The following is a 21170-nucleotide window of genomic DNA, read 5'->3' as shown; positions in this document are numbered from 1 at the left end:
GCCCTTATCGCAGAGGAGCGCGTAGCCATCGTGGCGACGTAGGTGCGATACGAAAACTCAGGAGGAGACCCCATGCGTTCTACACGCACGTTATTCAGTTCAGCTGCACTGTCTGTCGTCATGCTCGCGTCGATGCTTGCAGCAAATTCTGCGCATGCAGCCGGCAAGATCACGCTGATGGTCGGCGGCTACGAAAAGCAGATCTATCTACCCGCAAAACTGGCTGAAGGCCTCGGTTACTTCAAGGATGAAGGCCTCGATGTCGAGCTTCTGAACGAACCGGCCGGCGTTGATGCGGAGAACCAGCTTCTGGCCGGCGCGGTCCAGGGCGTTGTCGGCTTCTATGACCATTGCGTCGACCTGCAGGCGAAGGGCAAGTTCGTCGAATCGGTCGTCCAGTTCAGCCAGGCTCCGGGCGAAGTCGAACTCGTCTCGGCCAAGCATCCGGAAATCAAGTCCGTCGCGGACTTCAAGGGTCATAGCGCCGGGGTCACCGGTCTTGGTTCCTCGACTAATTTTTTGACCCAGTACATGGCCAACAAGGCCGGCCTGAAGTCCGGCGACGTCACCTCCGTTCCGGTCGGTGCTGGCGCGACCTTTATCGCCGCCATGCAGCAGGATGCAATCCAGGTGGGCATGACGACCGAGCCGACGATCTCCCGTCTTCTGAAGACCAAGGAAGCAACCGTCCTCGTCGACATGCGCACGATGGATGGTGCACGCCAGGCCCTTGGCGGTACCTACCCCGCAGCCTCGCTCTACATGGAAACTTCCTGGGTCGATGCCCACAAGGACGATACCCAGAAGCTTGCCAATGCCTTCGTGAAGACACTGCGCTTCATCAATACGCATTCCGGCGCCGAGATCGCCGACAAGATGCCGAAGGACTATTATGTCGGCGACAAGGAAGGTTACGTCAAAGCGCTCGACGAAGGTAAGGCGATGTTTACCGCCGATGGCGTGATGCCGGAAGATGGTCCGAAGACCGTTCTCTCTGTTCTTTCTTCCTTCTCGAAGAATATGCAGGGAAAGCAGATCGATCTTTCGAAGACCTACACCACGGAATTCGTCAAGAAGGTCATGTAGGCGGCTTTCAGAACCGCCTCCGGCACATTCGCCGGGGGCGGGCATGTCCTCGGCTTCGCAGGCGAGCCTTACCGGCGCGCGTCAGGAAAAACCAATGTCAGACATCCACATTCGGAAGCCGGCAATCGAGCTTCTCAATGTCAGCAGGCGCTTTGTCTCTCCGACAGGCAAGTCGCTGACAGCGTTGCGCGATTTCACCATGTCCGTGGAAGAAGGCGAATTCGTCGCTGTCGTTGGCCCGACTGGCTGCGGCAAATCTACCACGCTTAACCTGGTAACGGGGCTTGCGCGGCCCAGTTCCGGCGAGGTCAGGCTGATGGGCGGACCGGTCGATGGTATCGATCCGCGCGTTGGCTTCGTCTTCCAGACGGACGCGCTCTTTCCCTGGAGGAATGTCATCGACAACGTTATGGCCGGCCCCCTATTTCGCGGCAAGAGCAGGAAGGAAGCAGAAGATAGCGCCAAGCGCTGGCTTCAGCGCGTCGGCCTTTCAAAGTTTGTGCATCACTATCCGCATCAGCTCTCGGGTGGAATGCGTAAGCGTGTCGCGCTGGCGCAAACCTTCATCAACGAGCCGGAAATCCTGTTGATGGATGAACCCTTCTCGGCGCTCGACGTGCAGACCCGCACCGTGATGCACGAGGAATTGCTGAGACTGTGGGCGGAACGAAAGGCTTCGGTCGTTTTCGTGACCCATGATCTGGAGGAAGCCGTCGCGCTTGCCGACAAGGTTTATGTGCTGACAGCCGGCCCAGCCACGGTCAAGTCCGTCTACACGATCGATCTTCCGCGCCCGCGTGTCGTGTCGGAAATTCGCTACGAGCCCCGCTTCATCGACTATTGCAAGGCGATCTGGGAGGATCTCCGCCAGGAGGTCGAGGCCAGCTATCGCCGTTCCAGCGAAGCTGCATAAGGAGACAAGCATGGCAAACATTACCGCAGACAACGTGCCGGCCGTCGTCTTTCGCCCCGGCACATCGGATTCCGAAATCGAAGCCGCCGCGCTTGGCGCGATCAAGAGACGTAAGCAGCAGGTTCTGTCGCTGCAGATCGGGATCTTCGTCGCGGTTGTGGCACTCTGGCAGCTGTCATCCAACCTGCTTTGGATCGATCCGTTTTTCTACTCCAGCCCGAGCGACATTATCTTCCGTCTCTATGATTGGGCGGTCAACGGCACCAGTGAAGGTTCACTCTGGTATAACCTTTGGGTGACGATGGAAGAGGCTCTGATCGGATTCTTCTGCGGCTCCATTACCGGTGTCATCGTCGGTGTAAGCCTCGGTCGCAACCGTTTTCTGTCGGATGTTCTGTCGGTCTATATCAAGGCGATCAATTCCATCCCGCGAGTGGTTCTGGCACCGATCTTCATCATGATCCTCGGCCTTGGCCTGCCATCCAAAGTGGCGCTTGCCTTCATCATGGTATTCTTCGTCGTGTTCGCCAATGCGTTCCAGGGAGTTCGTGAAGCCGACCGCAACATGATCGCCAATGCGAGGATCCTTGGTGCTTCTGATTGGCACGTCACGCGGGCCGTGATCGTTCCTTCGGCCATGAGCTGGATTTTTGCGAGCCTTCACGTCTCCTTCGGCTTTGCCATCATCGGCGCTATCGTCGGCGAATTCGTCGGCGCTCGCTTCGGCATCGGCCAGCTGATTTCAATCGCCAAAGGTACCTTCGACGCAGCAGGCATGTATGCCGCCATCGTCCTTGTGATGATCGTAACGCTGATCGCTGAATTCATCATGACGCAGATCGAAAACCGCTTGGCGAAGTGGCGCCCGCAGCAGAGCCTCGATATTCAATGATCCTGCTATGGATGGCAGCTTAAAACACCGACGCCCTTCGGCGCCGGTGTTTTATATTGGCAGGATCTGTTCGATCAGTGTGTGACGGCCGGAATTCTGACGGTCAGCAGTAGCCCTCCGGCGATCTGCGCTGCTCCCGCTTCATCGACGGTGACACCATCGGCAATGACGCGCGCCGAAGCCATCAATGTCTGGTCGAAGATAAGGTGGGCCGTCGCATTGACTGTGAGGAAGCTGAGGTAGAGATTTGTGCGGTTCGCGAGGCCGATGAGGTCAGAAAGACCCATGTCAACAGCTGGATGCGCAGGCTTGCGTAGAGCAGGTGGATGGTTGCCAGGCGTCTTTTTCGAGAATTTTGGCATTTTCACCCAGCATGGCGCAACATGTAGCCAAGGCCACGGAGCGTTGCAATCTGGGCGGAGCTGCCCTCGAGTTTCTTGCGCACGCGATGCACGTAGATTTCGATCGCGCTTGCGTCCGCCGTGTCGTCGAAGCCGAAGACGCTTTCCGACAATGTTGCCTTTGCGACCGTCGTGCCGACCTTCAGGACAAGGAGTTCGAGTACCGCATGTTCTCGCGGCGTTAGAACCAGCGTCTCGCCCGCCAGAGTGAACTGGCGCGTGCCGCCGTCGAAAATTAGGTCTCCGATGGCTATCTGGGGCGCTGCCCGGTCATGGCCGCGCCGGACAAGCGCGCGGATGCGGGCCTCCAGCTCCGCTATTTCAAAAGGCTTGGCAAGATAATCGTCCGCGCCGCCATCCAGTCCGGCGACCCTGCCGTCGAGGCTGGCATTGGCGGTGAGGATGATAACGGGGACCTTGTTGCCGGCTTGTCGGAGCCCCTTGAGCAGCGTCATTCCGTCAATTTTCGGAAGCGACAGATCGAGAATGACGACGGCATACTCCGCTACCTTCAGGAGATGCCCCGCGTCTTCGCCATCATGTGCGATATCGACCGCATAGTTCGCCTGCTTGAGGGCCTTGCCAAGCCACGCCGCCAACTCATGATTGTCTTCGACGAGCAGGATTTTCATAGGAGGACACTACTACAAATCACCCGGGAATGTCGCGACGTTAGAGATGTCTGCTCCTAGCATTAAAGAAAAGATGGCACAGCCGATGAGACTTGTCGGAGAGCTGAGTTGGTAGAGTCCTTCCAAATTTCATAGGGCCATCACTTGTGCATGAATTTCCGCCTCGCAGCCCGCGCGACGCTCTCGGCCAGGATCAGCAGGCATCCGATGATCAGTATGCCGGCGCCGATTGAGCCGCCGAGCAGCCCCCATTTCACTGAAAAGCCGACGGCGATGATCAGGACTAGCGCCAAAAGGGCCAGTGCGCCGTCGTCTATGAACATGCCGACGAGTTCGTGGATTGCGATTTTGAGAATGTTCATTGGGCAGGTTCCATATGCGCGTTGTGGTACCGGCGAAGCACTTTGACGGCCACCAACGAGAAGAGCGCCAATACCCCGAAGATCGGCAGCAGCGAGAGATCGGCCCCCGGCCAATCCGTGCCGATGCCTTCCCCCACCCAGAAAATACCAAATGCACTCAGCATCAGGCCAACCACGAGTTTGAGCGTGTTTTCCGGAACGGTCGAGAGCGGCTTGTGGACGAAAAGGCCGATAAGGAGAACGAGAAGGCAGGCCGCCAACGCCCCCAGGCTCGCATAGCCGAGCATGCCGGGCCGTGCGCCGGTGGCGATCACAATGAACACCACCTCCACCCCTTCGAGCAGGACGGCCTTGAATGCTACAACGCCGGCCAGAAAGTCTGCCCTGCGGTTGTCCGCCTGCCGACGAAGGCTGCCCGTCTCCTCGGCAAATGCCATTTCCTCGTCATGCAGGGCGATGAAACCAGAAGCACGCAAAATGGCTTTTCTCAGCCAGCGCAGGCCGAACAGAATCAGCAGCGTGCCGATGACGAATTGCATAATGTCGATCGGGATGAGGCCGAGCAGCGGCCCGAAGACCAGCACCAGAACGGCGAGAACGACAAGCGCCAGGCCCATGCCCATGAAGGCCGGCCGCCAACTCTGGGTCACGCCGACCGCAAGGATAATGGTGAACGCTTCGACGACCTCCACGAAGGAGCCTAGAAAGGCTGCTGTCACGGTGGAGATGATACTTGTTATTGTTGTCATGATTAGTGTCCGTGTTTAGTCCAGGAGAGTTCGGAAATCGATGTGCACGAGGAACCTGCAGGCACCAGCAGCGTCCGTCAAATGCGCTGTCGACCACCTCGCGGGTCAATGGCGGACAGCCATCTTCCTGCCGGCCGATAAAGTCGTTTTGCAGCTGGCCACAAGACTCTGCCAGTTAGTTCAAATAGATAACACGCCACATTCCTCCGGATGAAGCAACATGGCAACGGTGCCACCTATATCGCGCTTCGTCGCCGGTGAGAGTCCACAAACTTCTGCGACCCCGCCTGTTATGGAAAACGTCGCATTCGATATGCGTATTTATAGATTGTTCTTGGTACGAGCTTATAGGCAATACGCCTTGGCGCCGCACCTTGGGGCCTTTCTATGCATCGACTGAGCACAAGGTCGAGTCTGCTGCTGGCTTGAGATTGTGATCTGGGCGCGATCGTTTCCGTCACCACCTGCCACAACAATGCTTTAAATCGCCATTCACATCGGCAGCATGCCGACACGAGAATCGGAGGAAACGTGCGTATTCTGCTTGTTGAAGACGACAGCATTCTCGGCTCATCGCTGAAGAGGGCGCTGGAGAAACATGCCTATGGAGTCGACTGGATGCGCGACGGCCAGTCAGGTCTCGAAGCCGCGGAGCACTCGCAATTTGCAGCCGTCATCCTCGACATCAACCTTCCGGTTCTAGGCGGCATCGGCGTCCTCAAAGGCATAAGGCGGAAGGGTAACACGGTCCCGGTCCTGCTCCTGACAGCGCTCGATGCCGTCAGGCAGAAGGTGGAAGGGCTCGACGAGGGCGCCGACGACTATCTGATCAAACCCTTTGACCTTGACGAATTGCTTGCACGCCTGCGCGCCCTCATCCGTCGCCGCGAAGGCCGGGCCGAAAGCATCTTGCGGTGCGGTGATATCGAGGTGGATCCGGCGGCGATGGTGGCGCGCAAGGGCAGTCTGCAGGTTCACACCACGGCCAAGGAATTTCACCTGCTCAAGCTCCTGATGGAGCGAAGCGGTCGCTATGTGACGAAGAACGATATCGAATACGCTCTCTATGATGCCAACAGCACCGTCGAAAGCAATGCCATCGAGGTGACGATCTACAATCTGCGCAAGAAGCTCGGAACCGATTTCATCAAATCGATCCGTGGCATCGGTTACATGATCGAGCGATGAGCCAGTCAACCCTCACACGCAAGATTTTCTTCAGGATCGCACCTGTCGTAGTGGTGACGATTATAGTGATCGGCGCTTTCGCCTTCAACAGCGCCACACGCGAGATCAACAACATCTACGATGCGCAGCTCATCAACGATGCAAACGTCTTGTGGCGATTGTTGCATAACCGGCTGCAACATTCGCTCGACCGCACGCCGCAACAAGTCGACGATATCGATTTCAGCATGGATAATCAGCTCGCCTTTAATGAGGATGCTGACGACTACGCCGACGCGCACATGTTCCGCGCCTGGGTAGACGGCAAGATCATGTTCTTCAGCAGCACTGCCTTTCAGTCCGACGTGCCACACCAGCAGGCGGGTTTCACGAACCTGAGCTATCGTAACGAGGACTGGCGCGTCTATTCGCTGCCGATCCCGGATTCCGGAATCGTCATGGAAGTCGGCGAGAAGATCTCGCTACGCCAGACACTGGTATCCAACATCTTGTTGAACCTCTTCTTTCCATTGCTCGTCCTAGTACCGGTGATCGGCTTCTTGATCTGGCTCGGCATCAATAGCGGCCTGCGCACCATCCATGGACTGGTCCACCAGATTCGAACCCGTTCCCCGGACGACCTTTCAGAAATACCGGTCGGCGATCTGCCCAGGGATCTCCTGCCGCTCGGCCGCTCAGTCAATCAGCTTCTCGGCAAGCTCGGGCGGTCGCTGACGCTGGAAAGGCGCTTTTCGGATCTTGCCGCCCATCAACTGCGCACGCCGCAAGCAAGCGTCAAACTGCTCTTGCAGATGCTGGATGGCACCGACGACGAACAGGAGCGCAAGGCGATCATTGCCGATCTGGTTACCAGCAACAACCGGGCAACCCATCTGATTGAGCAATTGCTGCGCCTTGCGAGGGTTAGCCACCATCCCCTAAATCCGATGCCTGTTCGTCTCTACCATCTGATGGCATCGACGCTCGCGGAAGTCGGCAACATCATCACCAGCCGCAAGCTCGACGTCTCTTTGGTCGGTCCTGAATCGGCCGAGGTGAGTACGGACGCATCGCTGCTGCAGATGATGGTCGGCAACCTCCTGGACAACGCGATAAAGTACACCCCACCCGGCGGTCGGATCGAGGTGGTTCTCGCCCCGGAGGCCGACTTCTGGCTGATTTCAATCAGTGACAGCGGACAGGGAATTCCGCCCGATGAACGTGAGGCCGTCTTCAAGCGCTTCTATCGACTCGACACCCTCAGCGCCGAGGGCGCCGGCCTCGGGCTTGCCATTGTCGCCGACACGGCGGATCGTCTTGCCGCATCGGTGAAGCTTTCCACACCGGTCTGGGGGCACGGCTTGCGGGTTGAGCTGGGACTGCCGAAGACCTGAACCCTCCTCCCGATCCCGATCGAAGCCTGTAGAACCACGCTCTCAAAGCGCGGCGCAGGCATTTCAGGACGCGGCGTCCCGCATATTTCATTTTCGCATCATTTTCCCTTCAGTCCTGCCTCATCGACGCCCGGTAAACACCGCCGCAGAGAGTTCGAAAGGGCATTTGATGCAGGTCTTCTCCGATTTTGACGGCACGATTTCCATTCAGGACGTGACGGACATCGTACTGTCGCACTTTGCCGATCCCGAATGGGAAGAGATCGAAAAGCAATGGAAGGACGGCCTGATCGGATCGGCCGATTGCATGCGCCGGCAGATTGCCCTCATCCGAGCTAGCCGCGGCGAACTAGGCGCATTCCTCGATACGGTCGCGATCGACCCCGGCTTCAAGTCCTTCCTCGACTATTGCCGCCTGGCCGGCCTGCCGGTGAGCGTCGTTTCCGACGGCGTCGACCATTTCATCCGTCACGTCCTGCTGCGTAACGGCATTGCCGATCTTCCCGTCATTGCCAACCGCCTCACCTGGCGCCTCGTCGACGGCCGCGAGACCTACGCCCTTTCGCCCGCGCCCACGGCGACCGGCTGTCTGTCTGGTTCGGGTGTCTGCAAATGCCAGATCATTTGGGGCATCGAACCACACATCTATATCGGCGACGGACGAAGCGATTTCTGCGTTGCCGGCATGGCCGATCTCGTCTTCGCCAAGGACAAGCTCGCCGATTACTGCACCGACCATGGCATCCCCTTTATCGGCTTTGCCGACTTCACCGACCTGCGTTCCAAGCTGAAAGCGGTCCTTGCAGGCATCGCGCGCCAAGGCCGCGCGGCCCCCCAATCCCAAATCGCATGAACCAGACCAAGAGGCATCTGATGAACATTGTGAATGTCGAAACCTTCTCCGAAAAGTCCCCGCTATCCGAACGCTCGGAGGCCGAGCTGCGGCTGATGGAAGAAGCCTATTGCTCGCATGGCGATACGGTCCACTACGCGGCGGAACCGAAATTCTTCGAGGAATGCGAAGGCTCCTACGTCTATGACGCAAAGGGGACGCCATTCCTCGATCTGCAGATGTGGTATTCCGCCGTCAATTTCGGCTATCGCAACGAGAGGCTGAATGCCGCCGTCCATCGGCAGCTCGACCGGCTGCCGCAAGTCGCCTCGCAATATCTGCATCGCGAGAAGGTCGAGCTTGCGACAATGATCGCGCAAGATGCCGAGCGCAAGTTCGGCCGCAAGGGGCGCGTTCATTTCAATGTCGGCGGCTCGCAGGCGGTCGAAGATTCGCTGAAGCTGGTGCGCAATTATACAGGCGGCAAAAGCCTGATGTTCGCCTTCGAAGGCGGCTATCACGGCCGCACCCTCGGCGCCTCGGCCATCACCTCCAGCTATCGGTATCGCCGCCGCTTCGGCCATTTCGGTGAACGAGCGCAATTCATCGAGTTTCCCTATCACTTCCGCGGCCCGAAGGGCATGTCGAAGGAAGAATACGGAGAGCAATGCGTCCGGAAATTCGCGCGCCTCTTTGAAAGCGAATATAACGGCGTCTGGGATCCCAAGGTCGGCAGCGCCGAATATGCGGCCTTCTATATCGAACCGATCCAGGGCACCGGCGGCTACGTCATCCCGCCGATGAACTTCTTCGCCGAACTCAAGAAGGTCCTGGATCAGCACGGCATCCTGCTTGTCGTCGATGAGATCCAGATGGGCGTCTACCGGACCGGCAAGCTCTGGTCGATCGAACATTTCGGCGTTCAGCCCGACGTTCTCGTCTTCGGCAAGGCGATCACCAATGGGCTCAACCCGCTGTCGGGCGTCTGGGCCAGGGAGGAAATGATCAATCCGACCGTCTTCCCGCCCGGCTCTACCCATTCCACCTTCGCCAGCAACCCGATGGGCACGGCCGTTGCGCTCGAAACCATGAAGATGCTGGAAGAGGAGGATTTCGGCGCGGCGATCATGGCCAAGGGCGCCTATTTCCTCGATGGCCTGAAGCAGCTTCAAAAGCGCCATGCGATCGTCGGCGACGTCGACGGGCTTGGATTGGCACTGAGATGCGAAATCTGCAAGGAAGACGGTTTCACGCCCGACAAGGCGACAATGGACTGGCTTTGCGACGAAGGCATGAAAGGCGACCTCCAGGTCGGCGACAAGGTTTATGGCCTCGTTCTCGATGTCGGCGGCTACCACAAAAACGTCATCACCTTGGCGCCGAACCTGCTGATCTCACGCGAAGAGATCGATCTGGCACTGACGCTGCTCGACCAGCTCTTCACCCGCGCGGTCCGGAGGTAGCACGGTGCAGCTTCTCCTCCTTCATCTCGACGATGCTTTGGAGTTGCAGCCGGACTTCGTGCGCGCCTGCACACTTGCAGGCGCGTGCCACCATGTCGATAAGCGGGGCGGCAGTGCAATCAGATTGTGGGGCAGGCAGAAGATGCTTTCCGACCTTGGCCGGGACATCTCCCGGTCGCTGCCCTCTCGAGGCCGGGGACCGCAGCTTGCCTTCATGGGCTCGGGCGATTTCCACCATGTGACCGCTCTGCTTCTCGATACGGCCCTCGAGCGGCGGCCGATTTCCACCACTCTCGTTCATTTCGACAATCACCCTGACTGGGTGAATTTCGAGGGCGGCATGCATTGCGGCTCGTGGATCAACAGCGCCCTGTCGAACCCCAAGATAGCAAAGGTCGTCACGGTCGGCGTCTGCAGCCGCGATCTGCGCAACCCCGAACGCAAGGGAGCCAATCTGCGCTGGTTGAGGGAGGGCAAGCTGGAGCTTTACCCTTACGAGCATCCGCCAAGCCGCGTCTCTGCCGAATACGGCAGCGGCGCCAGCTACCGGCAGGACGGGCGCGCCCTCTACTGGAATTCCATCTCCGAGATCGGCGAAGAGAATTTCATCGACCTGATCCTCAGCCGCATCGGCACCGAGGCGGTCTATTTCACGATCGACAAAGACGTGCTTGCCGCCGATGACGCCGTGACCAACTGGGATCAGGGTCGCATGCGCCTGCCCTATCTGATGGCGCTGATCAGCGAGATCGGCAGCCGCCATCGTGTCGTCGGCGCCGATGTCATCGGCGATTATTCGGTGCCGAGTTACGCCGGCGGCCTCAAGACCCGGCTGCTGAAGCAGGCGGAAATCTTCCTCGATCAACCGCGGCTGCGGCAGGCGGCGGACGCCGTGCGCAACATCAACAGCGCCGCAAATCACGCGTTGCTGGAAGTCCTGGCGGAATCGATGGGATGACCGGCGGCCTCAAATTGCCGATGCTCGGCCTGATCCTGTTCTGCGTGGTCGCGGAAACCGCCCGCGAGGTCTGCTTCAAGCAGGCTGCCAGCGACAGCGCCATTCTGGCAACCCTGGCCAAGCCGCTGACCTGGCTCGGCATCGCCTTCTGGGCGATCGAACTGCTTGCGTGGACGGCCGTGCTCGCCCGCGTGCCGCTGACCATCGCCTTTCCGCTGATGGCGCTCAGCTATGTCGGGACCGTCGTCGCGGGTGCCGCCGTCTTCAAGGAAAATATCAACCTTCGCCACGCGGCGGGCGTGTTTCTCATTACCGCCGGCGTGGCCTGCGTGGGAGCAACCGGACTATGAAAATCTTTGCTCATACCAGATGGGATGTCGCCCCCGTGCTTGCGGCTTTCGCGCATCTTGTCTTTGACGTCTACCTGATCGTCGGCTTCGAAAGCCGGCCGCTCTGGGTCTCCGCGATCCTGGGTTGCCTCTATGCCGTATCGATATCCTGGAACATCAACAGCATCTCGCACAATTTCATCCACACTCCCTATTTCAAGCCACACTGGATGAATTACGGCTTCAGCCTGCTGGAGTCGGTGGCGATCGGTTTTTCTCAGACCTATTACCACTGGGTGCACATGCGCCATCACTCCGGCAACAGCGACCGGCCGGATGAGAACGGCGGTACGATCGATCTCCTGTCGATCTATCGCTATGGCCGCAACGGCGAGCCGGAGGATGTCTGGTCCTACACGCTGAAGAGCTTCTTCCGCGACAGTCTCGGCGATATTCACAAGGCCATCGCCAAGAACCGTCCTTTCGACGCCGCGTGGGGCCGTTTCGAACTGCTTGCCTTCTTCGGCCTTGCGGCGATCGCGCTGATCTACGATTGGAAAGCCGTGCTGTTTTTCGTGCCGTTTTACTACGCCGGCAATTGTCTGTCGTCGCTTAACGGCTATTACGAACACCTGCATGGCGATCCGGACGAACCGATTGCCTGGGGCGTGAGCAGCCACAAGCCGTTCTACAACTGGCTTTGGTTCGGCAATGGCTATCATGCCGAACATCATTACCGGCCGCGCACCCACTGGACGAAGCTTGCGGTACTGCACGAGCAGATCAAGGAAGACCAGGAAAAGGCCGGCACGCATGTGATTAGCACCTGCCATGCCCTGGGCTTCATGGCCCCGGAAAACCGTGAGCTGGAACTTCGGCATGAGGTCTGAGCAGTTGAGCTTTTTCCTGCCGGGAACGAACGGCAAAGGTGTGCTGCTGATCCACGGCCTGACCGGCGCCCCGGCCGAAATGAAGCTCGTGGCGCGCCAACTCAACCGGCGCGGCTACAGCGTTCACGCGCCGTTGCTGGCCGGTCATGGCGAAGACATTAGGACGCTGCGCCGCACGCAGTGGGAAGACTGGCTGGCAAGCGTCGTGCGCGGATCCGAATTCCTGGCAGAGCGCACGCAAGCGGTTTTTGCCGCCGGCATCTGCGTCGGCGGCAAGCTGTCATTGCTGGCCGCCAAGCACCGGCCGGACCTGATCAAGGCTGTCGCTATCTACTCGCCCTGCTTCCACTACGACGGCTGGGATGTTCCGCGACATTATACAATGCTGTCGCCGCATATCGGCTGGCTATCGCGGGTGCCGTTTCTCGACCGGCTCAATTTCAGGGAAAATCAGTCACTCGGCATCAAGGATGATCGCATGCGCCGCCTGGTCGAGGACATGGCGGGCGAAGGCATGCTCGACAAATTTCCCGGCCGCGGCATCGTCGAGATGTATCGATTGGGCAAGGCGCTTCGCGGAACCCTGCCTGAGATTCAGACGCCAACGCTGATCCTCCACGCTGAAGAGGACGATCTCAGCAACCCCCGGCATGCGCTTTATATAGCCAATCACATCGGCGGACCGCATGAACTCAAGTGGATCAAGGACAGCTACCACATGATCCATCTCGACCAGCATCGACAGGTCGCGGAATTCACGGCCAATTTTTTTGAGGCAGGCCATGCTGAAACTCGCTTATAGACAATTTCCCGCCGAAGACGGCGAGCCGGTCGCACAGGTCTACGACACGATCCGCGCTATCGGCCGCGAAGCGTGGAATGCCTGTTACCGCGGCCAGGTCGAAGATTATGATTGCCTGCTTGCGATCGAAGACGCCGGCATCGGCGAATTCGATTGGCGCTACATTACGATCGTCGAGAACGGAAGGATCAGCGCCGCCATGCCGGTGTTTCTGTGCCCCTATCCCCTGGACACGACACTGGAAGAGGGTTTAGCGCGCCGGCTGATCCGCCGCGTGCGACAACACGTTTCAGGCTTCCTGGTGCTGCGGCTGGCCTGCCTTGGCTCGCCGTGCACCGAAAACGGCGTCATAGGCTTTCATGCCGAGGTGCCGGAGGACCGTCGTGAGGCGCTGCTCGGCGAACTGCTCGACGCCTTCGAAAGGCTTGCGGCTCGGGAAGGTTGCGCGCTGATGGGGATCAAGGATATTCCCGCGCCGGTCGCCCTGGAATTCGGCGCCGTGTTTTCGGAGTGGCGCTATGCCCCAATCTGCGGGCTGCCATCCGCCTGGCTCGATATCGATTTTCGGACGATCGACGAATACATGGCCCGGCTGTCTGCGGGCACGCGCAAGGACATGCGGCGCAAGATGAAGTCCTTCGACGCCGTCAGGGTCGAATTCAGAACGGATGTGGGTGACGTGCTGCCGCGGATCATGGCGCTCTACCACGATACGCGCAATCGCAGCGAATGGCAGTTCGAAGAGCTGACGCCCGCCTATTTCGAGGGGATACTGACCCATATGCGCGGCCGTTCGTTCTGCGTCCTCTATCTTGTCGAGGACGAGCTGCTGGCGGCCAATCTCATCGTTCATGATGATCGCGTCGCGATCGACAAGTTCTTCTGCATGGATGGCGAACAGGGACGGCCGTACAATCTCTATTTCCTGAGCTGGTTCACCAATCTGCGTTACTGCCTCGATAGTGGTCTCAACCGTTACCAGAGCGGCCAGGCATATTATGAAAACAAGGTGCGGCTTGGCAGCCAGCTGACGGCCAACACCATGTTTTTCCGCCACCGAAATCCTGTGCTGCAGACATTGCTGCGGCTGGTCTCTCCGCTTTTTTCCGCGGAGCAGGCCAAGTGATGACGTCGATGCGCCTGACATGGCTTGCCGTGCCTGTCCTCAACACGCTGTTTCAGATTTTCATGAAGCTCGGCGCGACGCAGTTGAACCGTGCCGAGGGGGCGACCTTGCTGCACGACGCGCTTGCCTCGCACTGGATCCTCGCGGCCCTCGTCGTCGAGGTCGTCTGCTTCTTCGTCTGGATGACCATTCTGGCCGAGCTCGACCTCAGCCGGGCCTTCCCGCTCTCGGGTATCAGCTATGTCCTGATCATTGCGAGCGGCTGGTTGATGTTCGGCGAGCCGATCGCCGCACTCCAGGTCGTCGGCAGCGGCCTGATCCTTGCCGGCGTCTGGCTGATCGCCGGCGCATCGGAGGCGACGCACGCGGTCGATGAGACTGGCAGCGTGCACTCCCTGCCCCGCGCGCATCCTGGCGAGGATCGGTGATGACGCAAGCACAAGGCTTCATCCTCCATAGGTTCGGTGCTGCGGCCGCGGCTTTCACCAACTGGATCATGGCGCGGGCGCTTTCTCGCATCGTCACGCACGGCTCCCTCGACGTTACCATGTCCAATGGCCGCCTGCTCTCCTTTGGTGACGCATCCGGTGAGCGGGTGCATGTGCGCTTTGCCGATCTGGCTGCGCAATGGGCCTTCCTGATCGATGCCGATATGCGGCTCGGCGAACTCTACATGGACCGCCGCTTTCTCGTCGAACATGGTTCACTTTTCGACTTCCTGGCGATGATGCTGCGTGAGGCCCAGAACGCCAAGCATCCGCTCATCGCCCGGCTGATCGATCATGCGCGCACCTGGCTGCGCATCTTCCGCCATCGCAATCTGCCGGCCCGCTCCAAGGCCAATGTCGCCCACCACTACGATCTGGATGGCCGGCTCTACGAACTCTTCCTCGATCGGGACCGGCAATATTCCTGCGCCTATTTCGACAGCCCCGACCAGTCGCTCGATGCGGCGCAGCGCGCCAAGAAGCGGCATCTCGCCGCGAAATTGCGGCTTGAGCCCGGCAAGAGCGTGCTCGATATTGGTTGCGGCTGGGGTGGGCTGGCCCTGCATATGGCAAGGCATGTGCCGCGCGGGCATGTGCTCGGCATCACCCTGTCGGAAGAGCAGCATGGCTACGCCCAGAAGCGGCTTGCCGAACACGAGCGGTTGGAGGCGGATATCCAGTTTGCCCTTCAGGACTATCGCAGCTTGAGCGGACGGTTCGACCGGATCGTGTCGGTCGGCATGTTCGAGCATGTCGGCCTCGCATCCTATCGCGCCTTTTTCGACACATGTGCGGATCTGCTGGAAGATGACGGCATCATGGTTTTGCACACGATCGGCTGCTCTGCGACACCCGGGTTCACCACGCCTTGGCTCGACAGATATATATTTCCCGGCGGCTACATTCCCGCGCTGTCGGAGATCCTTCCCGAAATTGAAAAAGCCGGTCTTCAGGTTACCGATATCGAGGTCCTGCGCCTGCACTATGCCTGGACGCTGGCACATTGGCGAAAGCGCTTCCTGGCGCGCTGGCAAGAGGCTGCCGCACTTTACGACGAACGCTTCTGCCGCATGTGGGAATTCTACCTTGCAAGCGCCGAAGCCGCGTTCCGCTACGAGGATCTGGTGGTTTTCCAGATCCAGTTAAGCAAGCGCAACGACGTCATTCCCGTGACGCGGGACTATATCGGCGAGCATGAGAAAACGGCAGCGCAACGCTCAAAAGCCGATCTGGAAGGAGCGGTTGAGCGTGACACCGATGACGTTCTGGTCGGCTGAGCCAAGTCTTGAGGTGATCGGGCTGTCGGCGGCATCGCCCGCCAAGCGGCTGTATTTGTCATAGACCTGCACGCTCCAGGCCGATGAGAGCGTATAGGTGGCGGTCACCGTGAGCCCGATGGATTTGAGACCGCCATTCGCGTCGAACGCCTCGACGCGACCACTGTTGGCGGCTTCCTCGGCGGAAACCGCGAAATTGTTGCGCATATAGGCGCGGTTTGCCAGAGACAGGCGCGGACCGGCAGACAGCAGCCAGCGATCCCCGACGGGCTGGAACCAATCGAGATAAAGATCTGCAAGCAAACCGTCGCCGCCCCACAGCGCGTGACGTGTTTCCGCCCGCACACGCAGGCGATCCTCTATCGGCCAGTATTGCGCAAAGACGCCGGCGTCCACATTCCACTGGACCGAATGCAAACCCTGCAATTCAGAATCGTCGAATGCCGACCGTCCACCTCTCAGGCCGACGACAGGGCCGATTTCGACGCCGCCGATATCGAACAGCCCGTAGTCGATATTGTCGTCCGGCGCGCTGTATTCAGGCGCCTCGCCAAGTCGGCGAAAATCGAAAGACGGCATGCCGCTGAAGGAAAGATGCTTCGATCCTTCATAGGAGGGACCGTATTCCACGGATCCGCCAAGCGTTATGATCCACTGATTATCGGAGGATTTTGCATTCTGGCTCAAGGCCGAATGAGAGCCCAGGAATATCAGCGGCAACGATAGCGCCGCCGCGCGGAATAATGCCGTATCCGATGAGACCATATACGCCCTGCTCCGCACCTCGAACGTCAGCGAACGATCCCACTTTCGCAGGCGGCGCCGTTGCAGTCTTTTAAAACAATTTCCTATTCTAGCCAACTGCCTTGGGGCATGCAGACAGGGCAATCGGGTGAATTAACAGGTGACAATGGGCTGAAAAGCTGAATCTGTCGGCATCCTCTAATTGGTGGGAGGATGAAGTCGATGGACGATGTGGCTTGCGATCTCGATGCAGTCGCCGAGACGGTTGTTTTTCTGAGCTATTTCGATGACCTGCATGATGGCCGGCAAATCGCGAAGGTGAAATACCCGCTCGCGGAAGTGTTGCTGCTGTGTCTGTTGGCGGTGATCGCCGGGGCGGAAACCATCACCGATATCGCCCGCTTCGGCGACAAGAAGCTCGCACTGTTGCGCCGGTTCCGCCCGTTTCGCGAGGGCACGCCGGCCCATGATCATCTGGGCGATATCCTCGCCACCCTGGATGCCGAGCATTTTCAACGCTGTTTCGTGGCTTGGGTCGCCTCTCTGATTGGCGTTCCGGAAGGCGTCGTCGCCATCGATGGCAAGACCGTTCGCCGCTCGAAGGGGGTAGACAAGGACGCCATCCACATGGTGTCGGCCTTTGCCGCCCGCCAGCGTCTGGTGATGGGTCAGGTCAAGGTGGCGGACAAGGCCCAACGAGATCGTCGCCATCCCCAAGCTGCTGGACATGCTGGCCATTGAGGGCGCCGTCGTGACCATCGACGCCATGGGCTGCCAACGGGCCATCGCCCAGAAGGTCGTGGACCAGAAGGCCGACTACATTTTCGCCCTCAAAGGCAATCAGGGTACCCTGCGCGATGATGTCGAACTCTTTGCCACAGAACAAAAATCCAAGTCTTTCCAAGACACGACCGTCAGCCGCCATCGCACGGTCGATGGCGATCACGGAAGCATCGAAACGAGGGACATCACCGTCATCCACGACGTCGAGTGGCTTCAAAAGGATCATCGGTGGCCGGTTCTGTCGCAAATTTTTAGCAAGGTCGCAGAACCAGCTGACGCTGGACACACCTACGCAGCGAGTGAAGCGAATTGCTGAAATGGCGATTGGCCACTGGGTGAAAATTGGCCCTTGCGGATCATGTGCGCCACTTCGATACCATCCAGTTTCGCTGACGCAGACTGAAAGGATTTGAAGCCTTTCATCGGGCCGGTCAGCTTCTTGATGAACCGGTGGTCCTGCTCAATCATGTTGTTGAGGTATTTGACCTGCAGGATCTCGATCAGCCAGAACCATCCCTGCAACAGCAGTAGCCAGTTGATGTTTTGCAATCCTGCCAGGTTGGCACCGCTCTTATCGATGACGACCTTTTCAGGCCAGCCATTGTTCTTGATCGTGCGGGCGAAGAAAGCGCTGGCCGCAGCCTCATCGCGATGCTCAGACAGCATGAAATCAAGGGTTCTGCCGAATTTATCGACAGCCCGATAGAAATAGGTCCACTTGCCTTTGACCTGAATATAGGTCTCGTCCATCCGCCAGGAGCTGCTGGTTGCGGATTTCCGGCGACGAGCCCGGCAGGCGAGAAGCGGCGAATACTTCACCACCCATCTGTTCAGCGTCGCGTGGTCAACGGTAACGCCGCGCTCGGCCATGATCTCTTCCAGATCACGATAGGAGACTGCATATCGGACGTAGAAAAACACCGCGTATAGAATAACCTCTTTCGGGTAATGGCTGCCTTTGAAATCGACCATGATCTGGAACTCAACCTGCCTGCTCATCTTCAACCCAGATCTATGGCATCACCAACCTGGCGGCAAATGTGCTGAGAAATTTGCGACAGAACCGCTATTTCCACTCTTTGCCGAGATCTAATCGGAAGTCGCAAGGCGGAACTGCAGTCTACCCCGCATTGACCTTAGCTGCGCCCACGGATTGCCTTTTGTCTCCGACTTTGCTAGGAAATCGCTGTCGAAAGAGTGCTGGCCGGATGGTAGCCCGGTCGCCGTCCCCTTGGACGGCAACTCCTCCCATTTGGGTATCCGCGACACCTGGACCGGCTGGTCGGTCGTCGAGGTGTGTCCGCTGATAACCCTGAGGTCATTGTCGGCTCACCTTTCAAACTCGATGGAAGGACGCACGACTTTGACTATTACAGGAAACACAATTCTTATCACCGGTGGCGCGACCGGCATCGGTCTGGCGCTTGCGCGGGGCCTTGCCGAGAGGGGCAACAAACTCATCATCTGCGGGCGAAGTGGCGATGCGCTGGCCAAGGCACAGGCGGACTTGCCGGCGCTGGTCACGCGGGTTTGCGACGTTGCCGATGCCGGGAGCCGCCGTTCGATGGTCGAATGGCTGAAGGCGGAACATCGCGATCTCAACGCAGTCATCAACAACGCCGGTGTTCAGAACCACCGCGACTTCACCTCCGATCCCGGTATGCAGACACTCGACCAGGAAGTGGCCACCAATCTTACGGCACCGATCCACCTGATCGCCGAACTCCTGCCAATGCTAAAGGAAAAAAGCCACGCGTTGATCGTCAACGTAAGTTCCGGTCTCGCTTTTTCGCCGATGGCTGATGTCCCCGTCTATTGTGCCACCAAGGCAGGGATCCACTCTTTCACGCTCAGCCTGCGCCACCAGTTGAAGGCGACGGGGATACGTGTGGTGGAAGTCGCCCCACCGATCGTCGATACCGGTCTTGGCGGCGACAAGCGCAGCGAGGGGACGGCTAACAATATGATGGTCACTCCCGAAGCGTTCGCAACCGAAGCGCTGGCCCAACTGGAGGCTGGCAATGACGAGGTTCTTGTCGGGGTTTCTGTTCAGACGCGCAAATTGGGTGAAGCCATGTTCGAGCGCATGAACAGCCGCTCCTGATACATGATGCGGATTGTCGCGATCAATCGCGGCAATGCCGAGTGCACATGCCTTTCGGGTCGATATCGCATTCGGATAGAAGGCAGCACGCGCACGTCGGGGAGGTGATGAGTGTGACTATTCTGGCAGTCGGAGCGGCCGGCGACCTGGCGGGGCTCGTGATCCCCGCGCTCGTCGATCGCGGTGCACTGGTTCGCGGCCTGGTTCGCAAACCGGAGCAGGTTCAAACCGCAAAAGATCGCGGCGCTCATGAGGTGGCCGCAGGGATCTCTCTAACCCAAAAAGCCTTGATGCGGCTTTGCAAGGCGTGAGCGGTGTCTTCTACATCGGCCCTGTGTTCGAGCCGAATGAAGTCCAATTTGGACTAAACATGATCGCGGCGGCTCAGCGCGCTGGCGTGCGCAAGTTCGTGTTCTCGTCGGTGATCCACCCGATCCTTAGCCTGCCCAACCATGCGGCTAAGACGCCGGTCGAGAACGAACTGATCAACTCGGATCTCGATTACACGATACTTCCCATGCGTGTAGTTTCAGAACTACGCGCCCCTTCATGGGAACGGATCGTCGAGACCAGTTGCCTGGCTGAGCCGTGGTCAGCCGAGACCCGTTTCAGCCGCGTGGATTACCGGGACGTCGCGGAGGTTGCCGCCATCGCGCTCACCGAAGATCGCCTGGCCTATGGAACTTTTCGAGCTGTGTGCGCCTGATAGCATGAACCGCAACGATGTGGCGGCGCTCATTGGTCAAGTTATGAGAAGGAAGATCAGGGTCGCAACGGTCGATCGGGCAAAGAATTCCACCCCGAAACTGAACCGGCTCAGTTCCGGATGGAAATCAACCGAACGACCTGAGCCGGTAACGCGGCAATAGTTCGCGCTTCATGTTCAGGTCGTCGACGAGGCCGTCTCCTGCAGATGGCGCCTGCGCCAGGCAGCGGGCGCCTCGCCGGTACGCTTGCGGAAGAAGCGAGTGAAATAGGCCGGATCCTCGACACCGATTTCGCGCCCAATGTCTTCCACCGATCGGACGGTGAACATCAGAAGACGCTTCGCCTCCAGCAGCCGCCGTTCCAGCAGCAACTCCTTGACGGACAATCCGAAGACTTCGCGGGCCGCCTTGTCGAGCAGATGTGGCGTGGTCGCAAGCTCATTCACGTAGGCCCTGACAGGCCAATCCTCCTTGTAGTGAAGGTCGATGACACGGCGTAGCGCAAGACCGAGTGAGACCGTCGTCGAGGTGGACGGCAATGCCACGCGACCGCCGATGCGGCCCATCAGTGACAGCACGACGCCGATCAGACCACACAGCACCTTCTCGTCTTCCGTACCGCGATCACGATAATCTTCGGCAATCATATCGAGGAGTGTGCCGAGCTTCGACCATACCGGGTCCGACGGCTGGCCGGCCAGGAAGGTCGGCACGTCGAGATTGAGCGCGACCTGCGGCACGATCGCCTTCAGCATGTCGTCCGAGATCGACACGACAATCGCGTCGGACTGTTCGTCGACATCGAAACCATGCACCACGTTGCTCGGCACGAAGCTCACGGCGGGAGCGGAAAAATTCCAAGTCTCCTCTTCGATCCGATAGGCTCCGCCACCTTGAAACCAGTAAGTGATCTGCCCCATCAGCGGATGTTTGTGCGGCGAAACATGTCCGAAATGCAGGGTTTTTCGCTCCATCACTGTTTCGACATGCAGGAATCCCACATCGAGCGAGCGGCTCGGCTCGCCATAGACGAAAAAAATCGGAACGTCGCTTCGTGTCGCCATGCCGGAA

At 58.9% G+C, this 21170-nt stretch carries 26 protein-coding genes; 19 read left to right on the top strand and 7 right to left on the bottom strand.

Annotated features, from left to right (window positions below; genetic code table 11):
* The first annotated feature begins 72 nt into the window (after positions 1-72).
* The 3 genes from J3O30_RS24875 (at position 73) to J3O30_RS24865 (ending at position 2891) form a co-directional block, all read left to right on the top strand.
* Positions 73-1086, top strand: a complete 1014-nt coding sequence (locus J3O30_RS24875; protein WP_207584466.1) for an ABC transporter substrate-binding protein — start codon at positions 73-75, stop codon at positions 1084-1086.
* A gap of 94 nt (positions 1087-1180) precedes the next feature.
* Positions 1181-1999 carry an ABC transporter ATP-binding protein gene (locus J3O30_RS24870; RefSeq protein WP_207584465.1) on the top strand — a complete coding sequence of 273 codons (819 nt, stop codon included), beginning with the start codon at positions 1181-1183 and terminating at the stop codon, positions 1997-1999.
* Positions 2000-2009: 10 nt separating this feature from the next.
* Entirely contained in the window at positions 2010-2891 is an 882-nt protein-coding gene (locus J3O30_RS24865) for an ABC transporter permease (RefSeq protein WP_207584464.1), read from the top strand.
* Positions 2892-2965: 74 nt separating this feature from the next.
* On the opposite strand, the gene J3O30_RS24860 is transcribed toward J3O30_RS24865, so the two are convergent.
* From J3O30_RS24860 to J3O30_RS24845, 4 genes are all read right to left on the bottom strand, one after another.
* Positions 2966-3178 carry a sensor histidine kinase N-terminal domain-containing protein gene (locus J3O30_RS24860; protein ID WP_207584463.1) on the bottom strand — a complete coding sequence of 71 codons (213 nt, stop codon included), beginning with the start codon at positions 3176-3178 and terminating at the stop codon, positions 2966-2968.
* Positions 3179-3255: 77 nt separating this feature from the next.
* Entirely contained in the window at positions 3256-3924 is a 669-nt protein-coding gene (locus tag J3O30_RS24855) for a response regulator (RefSeq protein ID WP_207584462.1), read from the bottom strand.
* A gap of 140 nt (positions 3925-4064) precedes the next feature.
* On the bottom strand, positions 4065-4286 hold the full coding sequence (locus tag J3O30_RS24850) for a hypothetical protein (protein WP_207584461.1): 222 nt from the start codon (positions 4284-4286) through the stop codon (positions 4065-4067).
* A complete protein-coding gene (locus tag J3O30_RS24845; RefSeq protein ID WP_207584460.1) occupies positions 4283-5035 on the bottom strand; it encodes a TMEM165/GDT1 family protein in 753 nt (250 codons plus the stop codon). The genes J3O30_RS24850 and J3O30_RS24845 overlap by 4 nt, the downstream gene beginning before the upstream one ends.
* A 531-nt stretch (positions 5036-5566) precedes the next feature.
* On the opposite strand from J3O30_RS24845, the gene J3O30_RS24840 reads away from it, so the two are divergent.
* The 11 genes from J3O30_RS24840 (at position 5567) to J3O30_RS24790 (ending at position 15761) form a co-directional block, all read left to right on the top strand.
* Positions 5567-6223 (top strand): response regulator transcription factor, encoded by a 657-nt coding sequence (locus J3O30_RS24840; protein ID WP_207584459.1) that lies wholly within the window; start codon positions 5567-5569, stop codon positions 6221-6223.
* The gene (locus J3O30_RS24835; RefSeq protein ID WP_207584458.1) at positions 6220-7596 is read left to right on the top strand and encodes an ATP-binding protein; all 1377 of its coding nucleotides are present in this window, start codon (positions 6220-6222) and stop codon (positions 7594-7596) included. The genes J3O30_RS24840 and J3O30_RS24835 overlap by 4 nt, the downstream gene beginning before the upstream one ends.
* A gap of 169 nt (positions 7597-7765) precedes the next feature.
* Complete coding sequence (locus J3O30_RS24830) at positions 7766-8449, top strand: MtnX-like HAD-IB family phosphatase (RefSeq protein WP_207584457.1); 684 nt, start codon at positions 7766-7768, stop codon at positions 8447-8449.
* A gap of 20 nt (positions 8450-8469) precedes the next feature.
* Positions 8470-9891, top strand: a complete 1422-nt coding sequence (locus J3O30_RS24825; RefSeq protein WP_207584456.1) for an aminotransferase class III-fold pyridoxal phosphate-dependent enzyme — start codon at positions 8470-8472, stop codon at positions 9889-9891.
* A gap of 4 nt (positions 9892-9895) precedes the next feature.
* A complete protein-coding gene (locus J3O30_RS24820) occupies positions 9896-10849 on the top strand; it encodes an arginase (protein ID WP_207584455.1) in 954 nt (317 codons plus the stop codon).
* On the top strand, positions 10846-11199 hold the full coding sequence (locus tag J3O30_RS24815) for an EamA family transporter (protein ID WP_207584454.1): 354 nt from the start codon (positions 10846-10848) through the stop codon (positions 11197-11199). Before J3O30_RS24820 ends, J3O30_RS24815 begins: the two co-directional genes overlap by 4 nt.
* The gene (locus J3O30_RS24810) at positions 11196-12068 is read left to right on the top strand and encodes a fatty acid desaturase (protein ID WP_207584453.1); all 873 of its coding nucleotides are present in this window, start codon (positions 11196-11198) and stop codon (positions 12066-12068) included. The genes J3O30_RS24815 and J3O30_RS24810 overlap by 4 nt, the downstream gene beginning before the upstream one ends.
* Positions 12058-12870 carry an alpha/beta fold hydrolase gene (locus tag J3O30_RS24805; RefSeq protein WP_207584452.1) on the top strand — a complete coding sequence of 271 codons (813 nt, stop codon included), beginning with the start codon at positions 12058-12060 and terminating at the stop codon, positions 12868-12870. Before J3O30_RS24810 ends, J3O30_RS24805 begins: the two co-directional genes overlap by 11 nt.
* Positions 12851-13996 (top strand): peptidogalycan biosysnthesis protein, encoded by a 1146-nt coding sequence (locus tag J3O30_RS24800; protein WP_207584451.1) that lies wholly within the window; start codon positions 12851-12853, stop codon positions 13994-13996. Before J3O30_RS24805 ends, J3O30_RS24800 begins: the two co-directional genes overlap by 20 nt.
* Positions 13996-14424 carry an EamA family transporter gene (locus tag J3O30_RS24795; protein WP_207584450.1) on the top strand — a complete coding sequence of 143 codons (429 nt, stop codon included), beginning with the start codon at positions 13996-13998 and terminating at the stop codon, positions 14422-14424. The genes J3O30_RS24800 and J3O30_RS24795 overlap by 1 nt, the downstream gene beginning before the upstream one ends.
* Complete coding sequence (locus J3O30_RS24790; protein WP_207584449.1) at positions 14424-15761, top strand: cyclopropane-fatty-acyl-phospholipid synthase family protein; 1338 nt, start codon at positions 14424-14426, stop codon at positions 15759-15761. The genes J3O30_RS24795 and J3O30_RS24790 overlap by 1 nt, the downstream gene beginning before the upstream one ends.
* On the opposite strand, the gene J3O30_RS24785 is transcribed toward J3O30_RS24790, so the two are convergent.
* Positions 15702-16526: a MipA/OmpV family protein gene (locus J3O30_RS24785; protein ID WP_207584448.1), complete on the bottom strand. Its 825-nt coding sequence runs from the start codon at positions 16524-16526 to the stop codon at positions 15702-15704. The two genes, J3O30_RS24790 and J3O30_RS24785, sit on opposite strands and share 60 nt — an antisense overlap.
* A 192-nt stretch (positions 16527-16718) precedes the next feature.
* Here J3O30_RS24785 and J3O30_RS33330 point away from each other — a divergent pair, with 192 nt between their 5' ends.
* Entirely contained in the window at positions 16719-17246 is a 528-nt protein-coding gene (locus tag J3O30_RS33330; RefSeq protein ID WP_221166906.1) for an ISAs1 family transposase, read from the top strand.
* Entirely contained in the window at positions 17233-17604 is a 372-nt protein-coding gene (locus J3O30_RS33325) for an ISAs1 family transposase (RefSeq protein ID WP_221166907.1), read from the top strand. The genes J3O30_RS33330 and J3O30_RS33325 overlap by 14 nt, the downstream gene beginning before the upstream one ends.
* Here the strand turns inward: J3O30_RS33325 and J3O30_RS24775 are convergent.
* Positions 17577-18260, bottom strand: a complete 684-nt coding sequence (locus tag J3O30_RS24775; protein WP_207584447.1) for an IS6 family transposase — start codon at positions 18258-18260, stop codon at positions 17577-17579. The genes J3O30_RS33325 and J3O30_RS24775 overlap by 28 nt on opposite strands.
* Positions 18261-18651: 391 nt before the next feature.
* Between J3O30_RS24775 and J3O30_RS24770 the strand changes: the two genes are divergently transcribed.
* The 3 genes from J3O30_RS24770 to J3O30_RS24760 all read left to right on the top strand — a co-directional run bounded on the left by J3O30_RS24770 (position 18652) and on the right by J3O30_RS24760 (position 20098).
* The gene (locus J3O30_RS24770) at positions 18652-19392 is read left to right on the top strand and encodes an SDR family oxidoreductase (RefSeq protein WP_207585182.1); all 741 of its coding nucleotides are present in this window, start codon (positions 18652-18654) and stop codon (positions 19390-19392) included.
* Positions 19393-19499: 107 nt separating this feature from the next.
* Entirely contained in the window at positions 19500-19703 is a 204-nt protein-coding gene (locus J3O30_RS24765; RefSeq protein ID WP_207584446.1) for an NmrA family NAD(P)-binding protein, read from the top strand.
* Entirely contained in the window at positions 19700-20098 is a 399-nt protein-coding gene (locus J3O30_RS24760; RefSeq protein ID WP_221166554.1) for an NmrA family NAD(P)-binding protein, read from the top strand. The genes J3O30_RS24765 and J3O30_RS24760 overlap by 4 nt, the downstream gene beginning before the upstream one ends.
* Positions 20099-20275: 177 nt before the next feature.
* Here the strand turns inward: J3O30_RS24760 and J3O30_RS24755 are convergent, their stop codons facing one another.
* A complete protein-coding gene (locus J3O30_RS24755) occupies positions 20276-21163 on the bottom strand; it encodes a helix-turn-helix domain-containing protein (RefSeq protein WP_207584444.1) in 888 nt (295 codons plus the stop codon).
* Positions 21164-21170: the final 7 nt, after the last annotated feature.

This window comes from Rhizobium sp. NZLR1, assembly GCF_017357385.1.
Classification (GTDB): Bacteria; Pseudomonadota; Alphaproteobacteria; order Rhizobiales; family Rhizobiaceae; genus Rhizobium.
Note: the sequence above shows the minus strand (reverse complement) of the source record. Positions and strands in the feature narration are given on the sequence as shown.